This is a genomic window from Rhizobium sp. SAFR-030, from assembly GCF_059415005.1.
Map to the genome: position 1 here is coordinate 796,390 of NZ_JBPFDO010000002.1, position 16,556 is coordinate 812,945.

Genomic DNA, 16,556 nt, shown 5'->3' on the forward strand with positions numbered 1-16,556 from the left:
TTCCGCGTCAGGTCCCGGCTATAGCATGAGCCGGAACTGCTGCGGCTCACCGGGCTCGATCGCGGTGAGGTGGGAGAGTGTCACGCCGAGCAGCCGGACACCTTTCTCCACCGGAAATTCCTGTTCGAGGATCCGCCGGCAGATCTCTGCGATTTCATCGGGACCGGCGAAGGCCAGTTCACTCGAGCGGCTGCGGGTTACCTGGCGGAAGTCGGCATACTTGATCTTCACGGTGATCGTCCGGCCGCGAAATGCTTTCTGTTCGGCAATGCCCCAGATCTTGGCGATCAGCGGTGCGATGCGCTCGACAGCCTCCTCCAGTCCGTGGATATCTTCGGCGAACGTGTCTTCCGCACCGACCGATTTGCGCACCCGGTCGGGCCTCACCTGCCGCTCGTCGATCGCCCGCGCGATGCCGTAGAAATAGGGTCCGGCCTTGCCGAAATGTTGTCTCAGAAAGGCAAGCGGTTTCGACTTCAGGTCGAGGCCGGTCTCGATCCCGTGACGCTTCATCTTCTCGGCGGTCGCCGGACCGACACCGTGGAATTTCTTGACCGGCAGGGCCTCGACGAAAGCCGGGCCGTTTCGCGGCGTGATGACGAACAGCCCATCCGGCTTGCGCTGGTCGCTCGCCATCTTGGCGAGGAACTTGTTGTAGGAGACGCCGGCAGAGGCGGTGAGGCCGGTCTCGGCCTTGATCTTGGCGCGGATTTCCTCGGCGATCTCGGTGGCAAACTCCATGCCTTTCAGGTTCTCCGTCACGTCGAGATAGGCCTCATCCAGCGACAGCGGCTCGATCAGCGGCGTGTATTCGGCGAAGATCGCCCTGATCTGTTCGGAAATCTCCTTGTAGACGGAAAAGCGCGGCCGCACGAAGATGAGGTCGGGGCAGCGGCGCTTGGCGGTGACGGAGGCCATTGCAGAGTGGACGCCGAACGTGCGTGCCTCGTAGCTGGCTGCCGCGACGACGCCGCGCGCCTCTCCGCCGCCGACGGCGACAGGCCGGCCGCGAAGGCTCGGATCATCGCGCTGCTCGACGGATGCATAGAAGGCGTCCATGTCGACATGGATGATCTTTCTCTGCCGGCCGCCGCCCACCTCTGTGGTCGGCGTCTGCGCGTCATTCGTCATGGGAGCGGCTGCAGACCCCATGGTGCTATTTCCACATCGACCGCATGCGGGCGCCGACATCGATGCGGATCTGCCGGGCGCTGCGCTCGGACGCGGCGGCGCTGACTTTCGGCCAGCTCGTCGTTTCGAAGAACTGCAGCAAGGTGGCGGGGATGAAACGGGTTCGCGAAGCATAGACGTGGCGATCACCCTGACTGTTCTGGCCGTGGGTAAACAACCGCTGCGGGGTGATCAGGGTCAGGCTGTCGCGGGCGCGCGTCATTCCGACATAGAGAAGCCGGCGTTCTTCTTCGAGCTCCGCCGTCGTGCCGGCGCCGAGGTCGGAGGGGATGCAGCCATCGACGCAGTTGAGCATGAACACTGCGCGCCACTCCTGGCCCTTGGCGGAATGGATCGTCGACAGGATGAGGTAGTCCTCGTCGAGAAGCGGCACGCCCGCCTGGTCGCTCGTCGCATCCGGCGGATCGAGCGTCAGCTCGGTGAGGAAGCGCTCGCGGTTATGGTATCCGGCGGCGATCTGTTCCAGCTGCAGCAGATCGGCCTTGCGCGTATCTGCATCCTCGTGGATGCGATCGAGATGCGGCTCGTACCAGAGACGCGCCGCCTCCATCTCGCCGGGCCAGCCGGCATCGGCCTTGCGCAGCGTCGTGACCAGATCGACGAAGGAGGTCCAGGCCTCGCCGGTCTTCGGCGGCGGCGGAATTTCGGCAAGCGACATGAGCGGCTCGGCATCGGCGGTGATCGTGTCGAGGATCTTGCCGGCAGTCTGCGGGCCGATGCCGGGCAGCATCTGCAGGAGCCGGAAGCCGGCCACCCGGTCGCGCGGGTTCTGGGCGAACCGCAGCGTTGCCAGCAGATCCTTCACATGCGCGCTGTCGAGGAATTTGAGGCCGCCGAACTTGACGAAGGGAATGTTGCGGCGCGTCAGTTCGACTTCCAGTGCGCCGCTGTGATTGGAAGAGCGGAACAGAACCGCCTGGTTCTTCAGCGTCATGCCGATCTCGCGATTGGCGAGCACCTGCTCGACGATATACGCGCCTTGCTCGGTCTCGTCCTTCACCGTGACCAGCAGCGGCCGCTGTTCGGATTCGCGCTCCGTCCAGAGGTTCTTCGTGAAACGCTCGCGTGCGAGGTCAATCACGCCGTTGGCAGCGGCGAGGATCGGTTGCGTCGAGCGGTAGTTGCGGTCGAGCGTTACAATGTCCGCATGATCTGCCGGGAAAGATTTCGGAAAATCGAGGATGTTGCGAACAGTCGCGGCACGGAAGGAATAGATGGACTGCGCGTCGTCGCCGACCACCGTCAGGCCGCGACCATCGGGCTTCAGCGCCAGCAGGATGGACGCCTGCAGCCGGTTGGTATCCTGATATTCGTCAACCATCACGTGGTCGAAGCGGGCACCGATATCGTCGGCGAGATCGGGATCCGACACCATCTGCGCCCAGTAGAGGAGGAGGTCGTCGTAATCGAGGACGTTCTGGATCTGCTTGGCCTCCACATAGGCAGCGAACAGCTCCTTCAACTGCGCCTCCCACCCGGTAACCCAGGGGTAGGAGGTCTTCAGCACCTCGTGGATGCTGCTCTCGGAATTGACGACGCGCGAATAGATCGCCAGGCACGTACCCTTGGTCGGGAAGCGGCTGTCGGTCTTCGACAGGCCGAGTTCGTGACGGACGAGGTTCATCAGGTCGGCGCTGTCTTCGCGGTCGTGGATGGTGAAATCGACGTCGAGGCCAATCTGCTCGGCATACATGCGCAGCAACCGCGCGCCGATGCCGTGAAACGTGCCGGCCCAGGCCAGCGCGTCGGTCATGACTGAGGCGTTGGCGCCGAGCACCTGCCGGCAGATGCGCTGCACCCGCCCGGTCATCTCGGAAGCGGCCCGGCGGGAAAAGGTCATCAGCAGGATGCGACGCGGGTCGGCGCCGTTGACGATCAGGTGGGCGACCCGGTGCGCCAGCGTATTGGTCTTGCCGGAGCCAGCGCCGGCGATGATGAGCAGCGGTCTTGCGCTGGCGCCGCCGCCTTCGGAAATGCCATGCTCGACGGCCAGCCGCTGCCGGTCGTTGAGTTTGTCGAGATAGGCCGCGCTCATTGCTGTTCCTGCATCCGCATCATCGGACGAGGATTAGAACATAAAAGGAACGTGATCAACACGCAGATCTACAAGGCTCGAAAATCCTGGGGGAGAACCGATCGACGGGCAACGCGCTTCAGCGCTCGTGGACAAGCTTCCAGCGGATCCAGCGGATCAACGGCGGCGTCGGCGGGTCGAAACGTTCAGGTCGCCAGGCTGGGTTCGCGGCTTCGGGCAACGGTCAGTTCGGCGGTGGTCTGGTTGAGACGGTCGGCCAGTACCCGCATGATCTCGACCGCCATGTCGGGGAAGTCGCTCATCAGCTCGAGAAAGTTCTCCTTGCTGATTTTCAGCACCTCAAGCCGGGTCGTCGCACGCACGGTCGCCGTACGCGACACGTCGCAAAGGATGGCGATCTCGCCGACGATCGAGTTCTGCTCGAGTTCAGCCACTTTCAGCTCGCCGCTCGGCGCCTGTACGAGAACATCGGCATGGCCCGACAGGATGACATAGGCAGCATCGCCGGCATCGCCCTGGCGGAAGAGGTTCTGGCCTTCGCGGCAGCTCAGACGTTCGGAAGCAAATGCAAGCAGCTTCAACTTGGCCGGAGCGATCTGCGAAAACAGCGGCACGCGCCGCAGCATGTCGACCTCATCCTTCAATAGCATCGCACTCTACCTTTCCCTGCCCCAAGAAACGATATTACGATAGTAGCTGCTTGAACATCCCATTTTGATGCTTCAGCTCCTCGAAACTGCCGGTTTCGACAAGATTGCCACCTTCAAGAACAACAATACGGTCGAAAAGTTCTGCGCAGTCCGTATTCGGCAGCACCCAGATGATCGACGGACGCTTTCCGTCCTCGTGCAGGTCGTTGAGGATATGGGAAACGATGCCGTTCTGGACGCGCTGGTCGAGTGCTGACAGCGGCCGGTTGAAGATGAAGTAGTCGGAGCGTTTCAAGAGAGCCCGTGCCAGATTGAGCTTCTGCCGCTGGACGTTGGTCAGCCTGCGTCCCTGGGCGCCGACGTCGAAATCGAGGCCGATCGACAGGACATTGTCCTCGAGATCCAGCTCAACGAAAATGTCGCGGATGATCTGGCGGATGCGATCCGAGGTGTCCGCCTCCTGATAGGCCAGCCGGCCGAACAGCACATTGTCCATCAGCGAGGCGGAATCGGAGAACTTCTGCGGGTCGTGGCGTTCGATGTTATCGGCGAGATCCTGCGGGATGTCGTTGTAGAACTGCTGCCGTGCAGCGACGATCTTCGCCATCAGTTCCTCTGTCATCAGGCCGAAGCGGTGCCGCGGTTCGATGTAGGAGAAGCTCAACCGGATGATGCTGCTGCGGTCTTCCGACGATGCCTCGTCGACTGTCGTCCCCTGCAGCTTCTGCAGCAGTGCCTCGTAGGTCGGCAGGTCGTCCGGCGTCATGAAGGTCAGCTGGTTGAAGAAGGGGTGGTCGGGCGGCAGGTCGCGGAACAGCTCGACGGCATTCTCTGCGATCGCAAGCCCGACCTGATAGAGTTCGTCGGAGAGCCCGCTTTCGGCCATCACCGCCCGGAAATGCGGATGGGTCGCCAGCATCCGGCGCGTCACCAGCGGCTTCAGCGTACCGAACAGCAGGTTTTCGCCGACCGTGGCGTGCCTGTTGTACTCGCTCGGCTGGAAGGGCACGACCACATCCTGCAGGTCCTCGTCCTCGAGGCGCCGCCGCAGCGCCGAGCGCACTTCGACGATGCGATCCGTCAGCGCCTGATGCGATGCGACGTCCACCTGCGAGCGCAGCGCCAGGTCGAAGATGTCCTGAAGGATCAGCACGGCGTTCAGCACCGGTCGGATGACCTTGAGCAGATCGTCGGGTCCGCTTGCGCCGGCTGCCGAGTAGTCGATCCAGTCGCTGTTGAGATCAAGCACCGGATTGCCGGAACGCTGCGATTCCATCAGCCCGCGCTTGTAGCCGCGGGCCTTCGCGCCGCCATACTCCACCTCGGTCAGCGGCGCATGCTTCAACCCGTACAGCAGGTTGTCGCGAAGCGTGCCGTGGAAGAAGTAGACGTCCGACGAGACGAAGGAGATGCGGCGCCCGGTGACCGATTCGGGCAGCTCCAGCATGTCCTTGCCATCGATGGTGATTCTTCCCGACATCGGCCAGACGATCCGTCCGAGCGCTTCGGCCAGTGCCTCGGCGCCCCCGCCATTCGGTCCGACCAAAGCGACCGTCTCGTCCGGTTCGATCTCCAGCGAGACGTGATTGAGAAGCCGTGCGCCGCTGTCGTCGGCAAGCGTCAGGTTGGAGACGACCAGCGGATGCGAGAGTGGCAGAATGGCTGTCGCAACCACGTCCTGCACCTGCGGTGCGACCAGTCCGTCGACATCGAACTGCTCGACCACCTGCGCATATTTCACCTGCACGTCCTGGCGAGCCTGATCCCAGTCGATGAGTTCCTTGAGCGGCCCCGGCAGGTCCTTGTAGGCGCTGATCACCGCCACCAGCTGGCCGATGTCGAGCCGTCCCTGGAGCGCCAGGTAGCCGCCAATCGCGTAGAACAGGAACGGTGTCAGCTGGGCGAGGAAATTATTGATGAACTTGACCAGAAATTTCCACTGGTAGAGGTCGTAGCGGATGGTGAAGATCAGCGCTAGGCGGGCTGCTATATCGGCCCGTTCGAGGTTCGACGTATCGTGCCCGTGGATGGTGTGGATGCCGTCGACGATCTCGCCGACGCGGCCCGAAAGCTGCCGTGCCGTCAGCTGGCGTTGCCGGCCAAGTTCCAGCAGCCGCTTGCGCATGCGCGGGATGATGATGGCCTGCACGCAGACGATGCCGGCGGCGATCATGCCGAGCCAGAAGTTCTGGACGATGATGAAGCACAGCGCCGTCAGCGCCTGGCCGCCGAGCAGCGCCGGCTGGACAAAGGCGTCGCCGGTAAACCCGCCGAGTGGCTCCACCTCGTCCTTGATCATCGACGAAATCTCCGCCGATTTGACGCGCTTGAAGTAGATGGGAGGAAAACGCAGGATCCGGTCGACAAGCTCGAAGCGGATGCGCCGCAGCATGCGTTCGCCGAGCTGGCCCTTGAACGTGTTGATATAGAACTTGAACAGGCCATTGAGCACGACCAGCGCCAGGAAGACGCCGCTCAGCGCCATCAGCGTCTCCACACGGTCAAGCTCAATCCCGTCGAACAGCTGAAGATGCCCGACCAGCGGCAGGTCGAAGGCAATGTCCATGAACGGCTTGGTGGCGGCGACATCCTCGAAGCCTTGCCCCTGGATCGGGCCGTTGACGATCTGCTTGGGAAGATCGAAGGCGAGGAAGTAGGGAATCATCGACGCTGCGACGACGAGCAGGATCCAGATTTGCTGACTATAGGTATTGGACCAGATGTAACGCGTGAGGCTCTTTTCCATCCGGGTCAGACATATCCTCGTTGGCCTGGTGCTTCAGTCCCGCTCCGTCCCGTGACGCAAGCCTACCGATTTGAGCCGCGTCCGGGCGGGAAAGCAATCGAAAAAAGCACTGCACGCGAACCGCCGGGAAAACATCCGGGGGCAACGGAGCTAGTCGCGCCTCACCACCTCGGCGGAATGCGCCGGCGGCTGGCGGCGGTCAGGGCAGCAGCCGGTTCAACCAGGTGGCGGACTGCCGCTTCTGGCCGCCCTGCGCGCTGTCGCGGTGCAGGAGAATCAGCCGTTCGGCTTCCGACAGCGCATTGCGGCGCAGGTCGGCGACGGCCTCTTCGACACGCACGTCCGAGGCGAGCGACTTCTGCACCGTATCCGGCGTGAGGATCGTCACCTTCTGGCGCACGCCACGCAGTTTTTCGACGCCAAGCATCGACCAGTCGCCACGCGCGTAACCGGAAAATGCCTTGCTGGCGATAACGTCGGTTGTGTATTTCTTCGTCAGTTCCTGCAGGCGCACCACTTCGTTCACCGAGGAACCGAAGGCGGAGAAGGTCAGGCGGTCGCGCAGGCCGACATTGCCGAACATGACATTGCCGACATGCAGGCCGAGCCCGTATTCGATGTTCGCCAGCCCCTTTTCGTGACGATGGCGGTTGAGATCAGCGACCCGGCTGCGCGCCACGGTCACCGCGGCCATCACCGCTTGGCAGGCCTGGCGGGATGGTTCGCTGTGCCGATCGCAGGGGAAGACGGCAAGGAAGCCGTCGCCGAGGAAACTCAGGATCTGCCCGCCGTTGCGATTGAACGGTGCGGCAATGGCGTCGAAGAAGTCGTTCAGCGTATCGATATAGACCTGTCTGCCTTCCTTCTCCGCAAGAATCGTCGAGCTGCGCATGTCGCCCATCACCAGAGCGGCGCGGATCGTCTCGCCGTCGCCGCGGCGGATCTGGCCGTTCATCACCCGCTTGCCGGCATCGCCGCCGAGATAGGTGGTCAGCATGTTGTTGGCGAGCTTGTCCAGCACCGCCATCTTCGCCGCCACCGCCAGATGGTTCTGGATGCGCTGGAGGGCGGCGATCATGTCGTCGCTGAAGCCGTCCTTGGCGTCCGTCGACCACGAGCCCATCATGCCCTGGACGGATTGTTCGCCGAACGGCTGGATGAAGGCGATGTAGTCGGTAACCTTGTCTTCCTGCAGGTCCTCGAACACCGGAAATTCATATGGGCCTTCCTTCGGCACCCGGCGACGCAGGTAATCGAGATCATTGCTCAGAAGCTGGTAGTAGGGGCTGCGCAGGAAGATCTCCGGGCTGCCGGCGTCGTGCCGGTATCCTTCCACCGTCAGCCCGCTCTTGGCACGCCAGGTGAAACCGAGGGCGTCATAGAGCGGATGGAGCATCGAAAACGTCAGGTGCACGCGCACGATCGGCATGCCGGCGGCGGCGATACGATCGCAGAAGCCGCGGATGATCTCTTCCAGCGGCTGGCCGGCCAGCGCGTTGCGGATCAGCCAGTCCGCGACATTGTCCATGAAGATGGTCGAGACATTTCCAGCGGTACGGGTCATCGGCGGAGCCTGCGTTGCGATCGGCGCCGGGCGCCGGAGACATGAAAACCGTCGCTGCTTCGATGGATGGACGATCCGCGGCGGGCAGCCAGGACATCTAGATCGGAACTCTGTGTGGCAAAGACAAGGCTGCCGCGCCGATCTTGTGACAATCGTGTCATGAGCGCCTCAGGCCGGCATGCTGAACCTGTTCGCGCCGCCGGAGTGCTTCTCGGCGAGACTGCTTGCCGCATAGGCATAGCCGCCGCTGGCACCATCGATGAAGTGCATGTGATCGTGGCTCATCGGGTTGAGAACCAGGCACGTCATCAGCGCGCTGTTCTGGCGATGCAGACCGTAGTGGCAGATGCCGTCCCGTTCGGCCTGCTCCAACAGCGCCTCCAGCCGCTGCCGGTGGGGCTCGTCGACATCGACGGTCATCTTCAGACCGTCGTCGAACTTGCGGAAATCCGAGTTTTCGGCGATCTCTCGCGTATAGCGGCGGGCATCGAAGCGCCCGATCGACAGGTTGAGGCGATGCGAAATGTAGACGATGCCGACCTGCAGCAGGTATACGAGCCGCTTCGACAGGCGCGCGCCGGCCGTCGGTGCCGCCGCTGACGTTTCGAGCGCCATCCCGCCGCCCATCAGACCGACCTGCGGCCCGTCTTCCGGCACCGGATGGCCATCGCGGCTCTGTTCCGACATCACGGAAATAAGCGCTGCTGCGAGTGCCTGAAACGCCGGTGCCGCCTGCGGCGAGGCGGGCTTGACGATAATCGACACAATCTCGCCGTTGCGCGCCGGGATCGGGCTCCAGCGGCACGACAGCCCGGTGAGGTCCGGCGCCGATGCCTGGCCTTCGGGAACGTGGTAGCGACCGGCCTTCATTTCGCCCTCCGCCCAGCTCGTGCCGCCGCCGTCGAACATCGCGTAGGAGATGTGCTGACTGGGGCCGAAGCGGGCGATCGCCACGTCGAAACCATTGGTACGAACGGCTTCGATCGGCACCAGCGCGACGCGCATCGTCAGCTCGAGCTCGCTGGCTGCCCAATCGCGGACAGCGCTCAAAGCGACGGCCACGTCGTCCGTTCTCGACCCGGGAAACGCGATCATCGCCCCGTCGCCGCCGAAGACGAACGGATAATCCTGTGTGCCGAGCGCGTTGAGGACGGCGGAGATGACTCCGGCACCAGCCATGTTGACGGACTTGTACCGACCGAGAGCAATGGCCTGGGTCGACCCGACAATATCGGCGAGCGCTAGAACCCATCCGGACGGCAGAGGCGCATAGCTTGCCGCATCCGCAAGCTCCTCGAAACGAAGGAGCACCGGCAAGGACTGGTAGAAGTCGTCGTCATCCATCGTGCGCATGTGCCGATGCTAGCACGGCGCGGGGGGCTGCGCATCAGACGCGGTCGGGCTGCCGGACTTTATTCGCTGACGTCTGCAACAGAGCGAGTTCGCCGGCGGAGTGGAACGCGAAGACTTTTAGGGGTAGCGACCGCCCACGGATGACGATGTCACGTCGCGCAAGCGACGAGACGTCGATCTGCGACAGTTCGGCGACCGGCTCCGAGATCACCAGCGGCAAGTCGAATTCCTTCGCTGCCGATTCCAGCCGGCTTGCGACGTTGACGGTATCGCCGATCGCCGTCAGGCTCTGGGTTGCGCCGTAGCCGATGGTTCCGACGACCGCCGGGCCGACATGGATGCCCATGGCTATCCGCAACGGCGTCGTCAGTTCGTCGGCCAGTTGGCGGTTCAGCTCGTCTATGCCGGCGGCGATTGCGACGGCTGCGTCCAGCGCCTGCCGGCAGGCGTCAGCCGCAGAACCGCTGATGCCGAACAGCGCCATGGCGCCGTCGCCGATGAACTTGTCGATGCGCCCGCCGGACGCCTCGACGGCATGGCCGACCACGGCGAAATAGCGGTTCAGCAGAAAAACGATGTCGAAGGGCAGGCGGGCTTCCGACAGACTGGTGAAGTTGCGGATGTCGCAGAACAGCACGGCGATCTCGCGCTCGCGGCCGGGCACGGATTCGTATCCCTCGGCGACTACGGCCCGTTCCGGCATGGCGACCAGCAGGGGAGCGAGCGTCAGGCTGGCACTCGGCCGCAGCTGGCAGGCGAGCCGGATGCCGCTGCCGGCGCCGATCCGGTCGAGGGTCTTCTGTTCGAGCGGTTCGGCGGGCGGCAGTGACTCTTCGCCGGCTATGATCTGCACCCGGCATGTGGAGCAGCGACCCTTGCCGCCGCAGACCGCGTAATGCGGCTTGCCGGCCAGGCGGCTCGCTTCGAGCACGGTAAACCCGCGCGGCACGCTGATCGCCTCGCCGGTCGGATAGTGGATGGTCACCAGATGGGCGCGCTCGCCGAACCAGCGGATGCCGCGCAGGACGAAGACCAGCAGCAGCGCGCCGGCGAAGCTGCAATAGACGGCGATACGGATCATCTGCAGCTGGCTATCGGCATTCGCCGGCAGAACCGTCGGATCATAGTAGCCGCCCGGAAAGCCGCTCAGCATGAACGTCGGGTTCGTCATCGACCGGCCCATCTGCGCAAAGCCCAGCAGCGACAGAACCGGCAGCAAAATCGCAAGCGTCAGGAACCACGGCCAGACCGAGGGGTACCAGTGTCGGTGCCGCAGCCAGAAGTGAATGCCGATGCATCCGTGGATCCAGACGATCACCAGGGCGATCGCCTGGCGCAACCCGCTGATCGGCGACTTCGTCCACAGCAGGTGAACGACGGTCTCGTAGCTGTCGCTTAGCCGGAACAGCTGCGAGGCGACCCGCGTCGCGAGGATGTGATCGATAATCATCACCGGGATCGCCAGGCCGAGAATGATCTGCAGCGCCTCGCCCTTGGGCATCACGAAGCTGCGCCGCACGTAGATCGAGCGAAGCGTCAGGCCGATGTGGATGAGGAAGGCGCCGTAGAGGACGGTGGTTCCGAGGGGGTTTCGCCAGATGAACAGGAAGATCGGACGCGCGTCGTCGGCCGCCTCGACGGACATAAGCCCGAAGACGTGGTTGCTCATATGCATCATAAGGAACGAATAGATGATCAGTCCCGAAACCAGCCGTGCCCGGCGCAACCGGCGCTCCGTAAGCGGTATCCATTTGGCGAATGCGCTCATGTGCTCCGGTTCTGAAGACCGATGATCTTCCGCCACGAATGGCAGTTTCCCGAAAGCCTGTAAATCGACATTGTCGCGGATTTCGGGCAGGCCGGGATTGGCGCCCGCCCAGGAAGGACGACGTATGCGCAATGATTTACTGATCAGGTGATGTCGAGCAGCATCCCATCGCTGGCTGCGAGACTGTTGGGGAAGGCTTCCTGAGCCAGCCGCTCCAGCAGCGCCAATTCGCCATCGGTGCGGGATGGCGAGTGGTGGAAGAGCACCAGCCGCTTCGTCCGCGCCTCCAGTGCGAGCTTGACGCCCTGTTCCCAGGTCGAGTGACCGAAGCCGCGATAGCGGTCCATCTCGGATTCGGTGAAGGCCGAATCGTAGACCGCGACATCAGCATCGGCCATCAGTTCCAGCGCCGTCGGGTCGAGCACGCCCGGCTGGTGTTCGATGTCGAAGACCAGCGCCAGCGATTTGCCGCCCCATTCGATGCGGTAGCCGATGCAGCCGCCGGGGTGATTGAGGGTAAACGTCTTGATGTGGATGCCCGGCCGCGGCGTCAGGATATCTCCAGCGCGAAAATCATGGAACGCCAGGGATGCCTTGCAGATATCAAGCCGCACCGGAAAGAACGGCGGGCTGATGAACTGCTTGACCAGCTTCTGCGTCGTCATCTGCCCGGCGAGGTGCCCCGACCAGATGTTGACGGTGATTGCCGGGTTGTAGATGGGCTTGAAGAACGGCAGGCCGATGATGTGATCATAGTGCGAATGGGTGAAGAACAGATCGACGTCGGTCGTCTGGTCCGCCAGCATGTCGAGGCCCGCCTCGCGGATGCCGGAACCGGCGTCGAAGAGCAGGCGATTGTTGCCGCAACGAACCTCGATGCAGGGAGTGTTGCCGCCGAAACGCGCGAATTCCGGGCCCGATACCGGCACGCTGCCGCGGACACCCCAAAACTTCATCTGAAAGCTACTGTCTGTCATGTCGCATTCAACACATCTCCCGCTCCATCAGACTATCCAGAAAACCTTACCCATTCCTCAGCCGGCCCGGACTTTGGCCGAACAAGGAGACGCGCTGCAAGTTCGACCACGGCGTGACGGCGATCTTCACCGTTCCTGTCCCTTGCCATGGTGACAAAGGAGACTGCGGACCGGTTTGGCGGATGAAATCCTATCGCGGCGCGAGAATCAAAGGCTTTGTGCGCGCCGGGCGGAGCAGAAGAGCGAGACCCGTGCGGTACTTCATAGATGGTGGTTCCGGCAGGGGTTTGCGAGCAACCTATTGCCTATCCCAATGCGCACGCAGAGAATCCTTTGACGGGAACTCGTCTTGTGCCGGAAGCGCCCTACATCACCGTCACTTATGCTTCCGGAATCGATCAAACCCGCTCAGGACAGATGGAGAAAAACAGTGCTATCCTTTAAAAAGATCCTTGCTGTGGCCTGCGTTGTTGCTCCATTCGCCGCCGCCCAGGCACAGGCCCAGGTGGTCGTGTCGTCGAAGATCGACACGGAAGGCAGCGTGCTCGGCAACATCATCGTCGCCGTGCTCAACGCCAACAAGATCCAGACCACCGACAAGATCCAGCTCGGCGCGACGCCCGTCGTCCGCAAGGCAATCATTGCCGGCGAAATCGATATCTACCCGGAATACACCGGCAATGGCGCGTTCTTCTTCAACAAGCCGGAAGATCCCGCCTGGAAGAATGCCGCTCAGGCGTATGAGGGCGTCAAGAAGATGGACTACGAGGCGAACAAGCTTGTCTGGCTGTCGCCCTCCACCGCCAACAACACCTGGGCAATCGCCGTGCGCCAGGACATTGCTGACAAGAACAGCCTGAAGACCCTGTCGGACTTCGGCAAGTATGTCGCGGGCGGCGGCAAGGTGGTGCTTGCTGCCTCGTCCGAATTCGTCAATTCGGCAGCAGCGCTGCCAGCCTTCCAGACCACCTATGCTTTTGCACTCAAGCCCGACCAGTTGATCACGCTCTCCGGCGGCGATACGGCTGCGACCATCGCCGCTGCGGCCAACCAGACGAACGGCGCCAACGCCGCCATGGTCTACGGTACCGATGGGGGCATCGCGCCGTCGGGCCTCCTCGTCATGGAAGACGACAAGGGCGTCCAGCCGGTCTATCAGCCGGCGCCGGTGATCCGTGAAGCGGTGCTGAAGGAGCATCCGGAGATCGAAGCGCTGCTGAAGCCGGTGTTCGAGAAGCTCGACCTGAAGACGCTGCAGGATCTGAACGGCCGGGTCCAGCTGGGCGGCGAACCGGCAAAGGCCGTGGCCCAGGATTTCCTGACCAAGAACGGTCTGCTGAAGTAACGTGTGCTGTTAGGGTCCGAGCCGGCTTCCTGTCGTAGGCGCCGGCCCGGACCCTGAAACCGCAGGGGGAAGGGCGGGTTGAGGCTTACACCGGACAAGCTTGGTGCGTTTCTCACCCTGCTGGTGATCTACGGCATGGCGTGGGCGCCGTTCGCGACGCTCAAGCCGAACCGGATCGTCCAGGGGCAGGCGCGGGCGCTTTCCGAAGCGCTGCCTGCGCAGGCGCTGGTTCTCGTGTCGGTGCTGCTTGCCGCTGCCGCGCTGATCGCTGTTCTTCGCACTGCGGCATGGCTTAAACTGGCTGCGGGGCTCGCGGCCCTGCTGACCCTCTTCATGGCCATCGGTCAGGCGGCGGATTTTCTCGCGGCTGCTGGAAACACCTATGCGCGCGTCTCACCCGCATCCGGATTCTGGCTCCTGCTGTTTGCCTTCTCGCTGATGACGATCGACGCGCTTGCGAGACTGCGTCCGTCCCCGCTGCTGCGGCTTGTTCTTCTCGGGCTGGCGGTTGCCGCGTTCGCAGGTCTGAAACTCAGCGGTGACCTCGACGGATTGTCGGTGATGAAGGAATACGCCTCGCGCGCCGACAGCTTCTGGGGCGAAGCAACGCGCCACGTCTCCCTGGCGATCGGCTCTCTGGTTGCGGCAGCTGTCGTCGGCTTTCCCCTCGGCCTTCTCTGTCACCGCGTGCCGCCGCTGCGAAAGGGCATACTGGATCTCCTCAACGTCATCCAGACAATCCCCTCCATGGCGCTCTTCGGCTTGCTGATCGCCCCCTTTGCCTGGATCGCCGCCAACATTCCCGGCGCGTCGGCGATCGGAATCGCCGGTATCGGTGCGGCGCCGGCCTTCTTCGCGCTGTTCCTCTACTCACTGCTGCCGGTCGTCGCCAACACGGTAGCGGGGCTCGCCGGCATTCCAGCCGAAACGCGTGACGCAGCGCGCGGTATCGGGTTGAGCCGGTCGGAACTGCTCCTGCAGGTGGAGATCCCGCTGGCGCTGCCGGTGATCCTCACCGCCGTTCGGATCGTTCTCGTGCAGAATATCGGCATGGCCACCATCGCCGCACTGATCGGCGGTGGCGGTTTCGGCGTATTCGTCTTCCAGGGGCTGGGTCAGATGGCGGTCGACCTCGTGCTGCTCGGCGCACTGCCGACCGTCGCACTTGCCTTCGCTGCAGCGACCATCATGAATGCCATTGTTGACACGGTCTCGCGCATTCCAGAACAGGGCGTCCGAGCATGATCGAAATTGATGCGGTCTCGAAGCTTTATGGGCCGCTGCCGGCCGTCGACGACGTCTCGATGACCATCGCGCCGCGCAGCATCGCCGCCGTGGTCGGGACATCCGGTTCCGGCAAGACGACGCTGCTGCGGATGATCAACCGGCTGGTGGAGCCGAGCGCCGGCTCGATCCGGCTCGACGGCGAAGACAATCGCTCTATCCCGGGATACGTGCTGCGCCGTCGGATAGGCTACGCGATCCAGGGACACGGCCTGTTTCCGCACCGGACGGTAGCGGAGAACATCGCGACCGTGCCGCGGCTGCTCGGCTGGGACACCGCCCGGATCAAGGACAAGGTCGAGGAACTGCTGACGCTCTTCCAGCTCGAGCCGGGCGTGTTCGCCGGGCGCTACCCGCACGAACTTTCCGGCGGCCAGCAGCAGCGGGTCGGGGTGGCGCGGGCGCTTGCGGCCGAGCCGAACGTGCTCTTGATGGACGAGCCCTTCGGCGCGCTCGATCCGGTCATCCGCGCCAAGGCGCAGGACGATCTCGTTGCCATCCAGAAGCATCTGAAGACGACGATCGTGCTGGTGACGCACGACATGGACGAGGCTTTTCGTCTTGCCGACATGATCGCCGTCATGGACCAGGGTCGGCTGATCCAGTACGCCAGGCCCGTCGATCTTGTCCGCCATCCGGCGAGTGATTTCGTAGGCACGATGGTCGGAGACGGCCAGCGGCCGTTCCGCCTGCTGGCAATCAGCAAGGTCGCGGATGTGGTGGAGGCCGGTGAAGCCGAAGGCGCGGCTATCGGCGCCGGAAGCACCCAGCAGGATGCGCTTGCCGAGCTCATCTGGTCGCGACGCGATGCGTTGCCGGTGGTCTCGGAGGAGGGCGCGCCGCTTGGCCGCGTCACGTTGAAAAGCCTCCTCCAGCATGCGGCGGCGGAGCGATGAGGCAGTGGGTTCCAAGGCTGCTGCGCGGCGGCGTCGCGGTTCTGCTGATCGCCTTCCTGCTGTCGCCGAACAGCTTTGAGCCGGTGCTGGCGCCGCTTGCTCCTCCCAACGCCCCGGCGATCTACAATCAGGACAGTCTTCTGTGGCTGACGGTGGCACATCTCGGGACGGTGCTTGTCGCGACGCTTATCGCCACGCTTGTCGCGGTATCGATGGCGTTGCTGGTGACGCGCCCGTTCGGCGCCGAATTCCTGCCGCTGTCGCGCAGCATCGTGTCGATCGGACAGACCTTTCCGCCGGTGGCAGTGTTGGCGATCGCCGTTCCCGTGTTCGGCTTCGGCGAGAAACCGACGCTGATCGCCCTCATTCTTTACGGTCTGCTGCCGGTGTTCGAAAACGCGCTGACGGCGCTCAGCCATCCGCCGCGTGCTGTGATTGAAGCAGCCCGTGGCTCGGGAATGACAGGCTGGCAACGGCTGGTGCAGGTGGAACTGCCGCTTGCCGCGCCGCTGATTGCTGCCGGCGTGCGGCTGTCGGCGGTGATCGGTGTGGCGACGGCCACCATCGGATCGACGGTGGCCGCCAAGACGCTCGGCGAGGTCATCATCGCCGGCCTGCAGACCTATAACTACGCCTTCATCCTGCAGGGCGGGATCCTCGTTGCGGCGCTGGCGCTGCTCGTCTCCACCGGGCTGATGATGGTCGAGCGGCTGCTCTGGCGCCAGCGCGACGATCGCCGTTGAGCGA

The 16,556-nt window shown here is 63.4% G+C and carries 12 protein-coding genes; 4 read left to right on the forward strand and 8 right to left on the reverse strand.

All coding sequences use genetic code 11. From position 1 onward, the window contains the following. Positions 1–18: 18 nt before the first annotated feature. The 8 genes from dinB to ACR65N_RS09350 form a co-directional block, all read right to left on the reverse strand. The gene (gene dinB / locus ACR65N_RS09315; RefSeq protein ID WP_440456805.1) at positions 19–1,131 is read right to left on the reverse strand and encodes a DNA polymerase IV; all 1,113 of its coding nucleotides are present in this window, start codon (positions 1,129–1,131) and stop codon (positions 19–21) included. 25 nt (positions 1,132–1,156) lie between these two features. Next, a complete protein-coding gene (locus tag ACR65N_RS09320; protein WP_440456743.1) occupies positions 1,157–3,226 on the reverse strand; it encodes an ATP-dependent helicase in 2,070 nt (689 codons plus the stop codon). A gap of 185 nt (positions 3,227–3,411) precedes the next feature. Next, a complete protein-coding gene (locus ACR65N_RS09325; protein ID WP_430307277.1) occupies positions 3,412–3,876 on the reverse strand; it encodes a cyclic nucleotide-binding domain-containing protein in 465 nt (154 codons plus the stop codon). 34 nt (positions 3,877–3,910) lie between these two features. Continuing rightward, positions 3,911–6,622, reverse strand: a complete 2,712-nt coding sequence (locus tag ACR65N_RS09330) for an ABC transporter transmembrane domain-containing protein (RefSeq protein ID WP_440456744.1) — start codon at positions 6,620–6,622, stop codon at positions 3,911–3,913. Between the two features lie 199 nt (positions 6,623–6,821). Next, positions 6,822–8,186 (reverse strand): adenylate/guanylate cyclase domain-containing protein, encoded by a 1,365-nt coding sequence (locus ACR65N_RS09335; protein WP_440456745.1) that lies wholly within the window; start codon positions 8,184–8,186, stop codon positions 6,822–6,824. A 168-nt stretch (positions 8,187–8,354) separates the two neighbouring features. After that, complete coding sequence (locus tag ACR65N_RS09340) at positions 8,355–9,539, reverse strand: DUF3095 domain-containing protein (protein WP_440456746.1); 1,185 nt, start codon at positions 9,537–9,539, stop codon at positions 8,355–8,357. Between the two features lie 34 nt (positions 9,540–9,573). Next, positions 9,574–11,307 (reverse strand): adenylate/guanylate cyclase domain-containing protein, encoded by a 1,734-nt coding sequence (locus ACR65N_RS09345; RefSeq protein WP_440456747.1) that lies wholly within the window; start codon positions 11,305–11,307, stop codon positions 9,574–9,576. A gap of 143 nt (positions 11,308–11,450) precedes the next feature. Further along, positions 11,451–12,284, reverse strand: coding sequence for an MBL fold metallo-hydrolase (locus tag ACR65N_RS09350; RefSeq protein ID WP_430307282.1), 834 nt, complete (start codon positions 12,282–12,284; stop codon positions 11,451–11,453). Positions 12,285–12,666: 382 nt separating this feature from the next. Here ACR65N_RS09350 and osmF point away from each other — a divergent pair, with 382 nt between their 5' ends. From osmF to ACR65N_RS09370, 4 genes are all read left to right on the forward strand, one after another. Then, the gene (gene osmF / locus ACR65N_RS09355; RefSeq protein WP_440456748.1) at positions 12,667–13,629 is read left to right on the forward strand and encodes a glycine betaine ABC transporter substrate-binding protein OsmF; all 963 of its coding nucleotides are present in this window, start codon (positions 12,667–12,669) and stop codon (positions 13,627–13,629) included. 78 nt (positions 13,630–13,707) lie between these two features. Next, the gene (locus ACR65N_RS09360) at positions 13,708–14,874 is read left to right on the forward strand and encodes an ABC transporter permease (RefSeq protein WP_495065919.1); all 1,167 of its coding nucleotides are present in this window, start codon (positions 13,708–13,710) and stop codon (positions 14,872–14,874) included. After that, positions 14,871–15,809, forward strand: a complete 939-nt coding sequence (locus ACR65N_RS09365; RefSeq protein ID WP_440456749.1) for an ABC transporter ATP-binding protein — start codon at positions 14,871–14,873, stop codon at positions 15,807–15,809. Before ACR65N_RS09360 ends, ACR65N_RS09365 begins: the two co-directional genes overlap by 4 nt. Further along, positions 15,806–16,552, forward strand: coding sequence for an ABC transporter permease (locus ACR65N_RS09370; protein ID WP_440456750.1), 747 nt, complete (start codon positions 15,806–15,808; stop codon positions 16,550–16,552). Before ACR65N_RS09365 ends, ACR65N_RS09370 begins: the two co-directional genes overlap by 4 nt. The last annotated feature ends 4 nt before the right edge of the window (positions 16,553–16,556 follow it).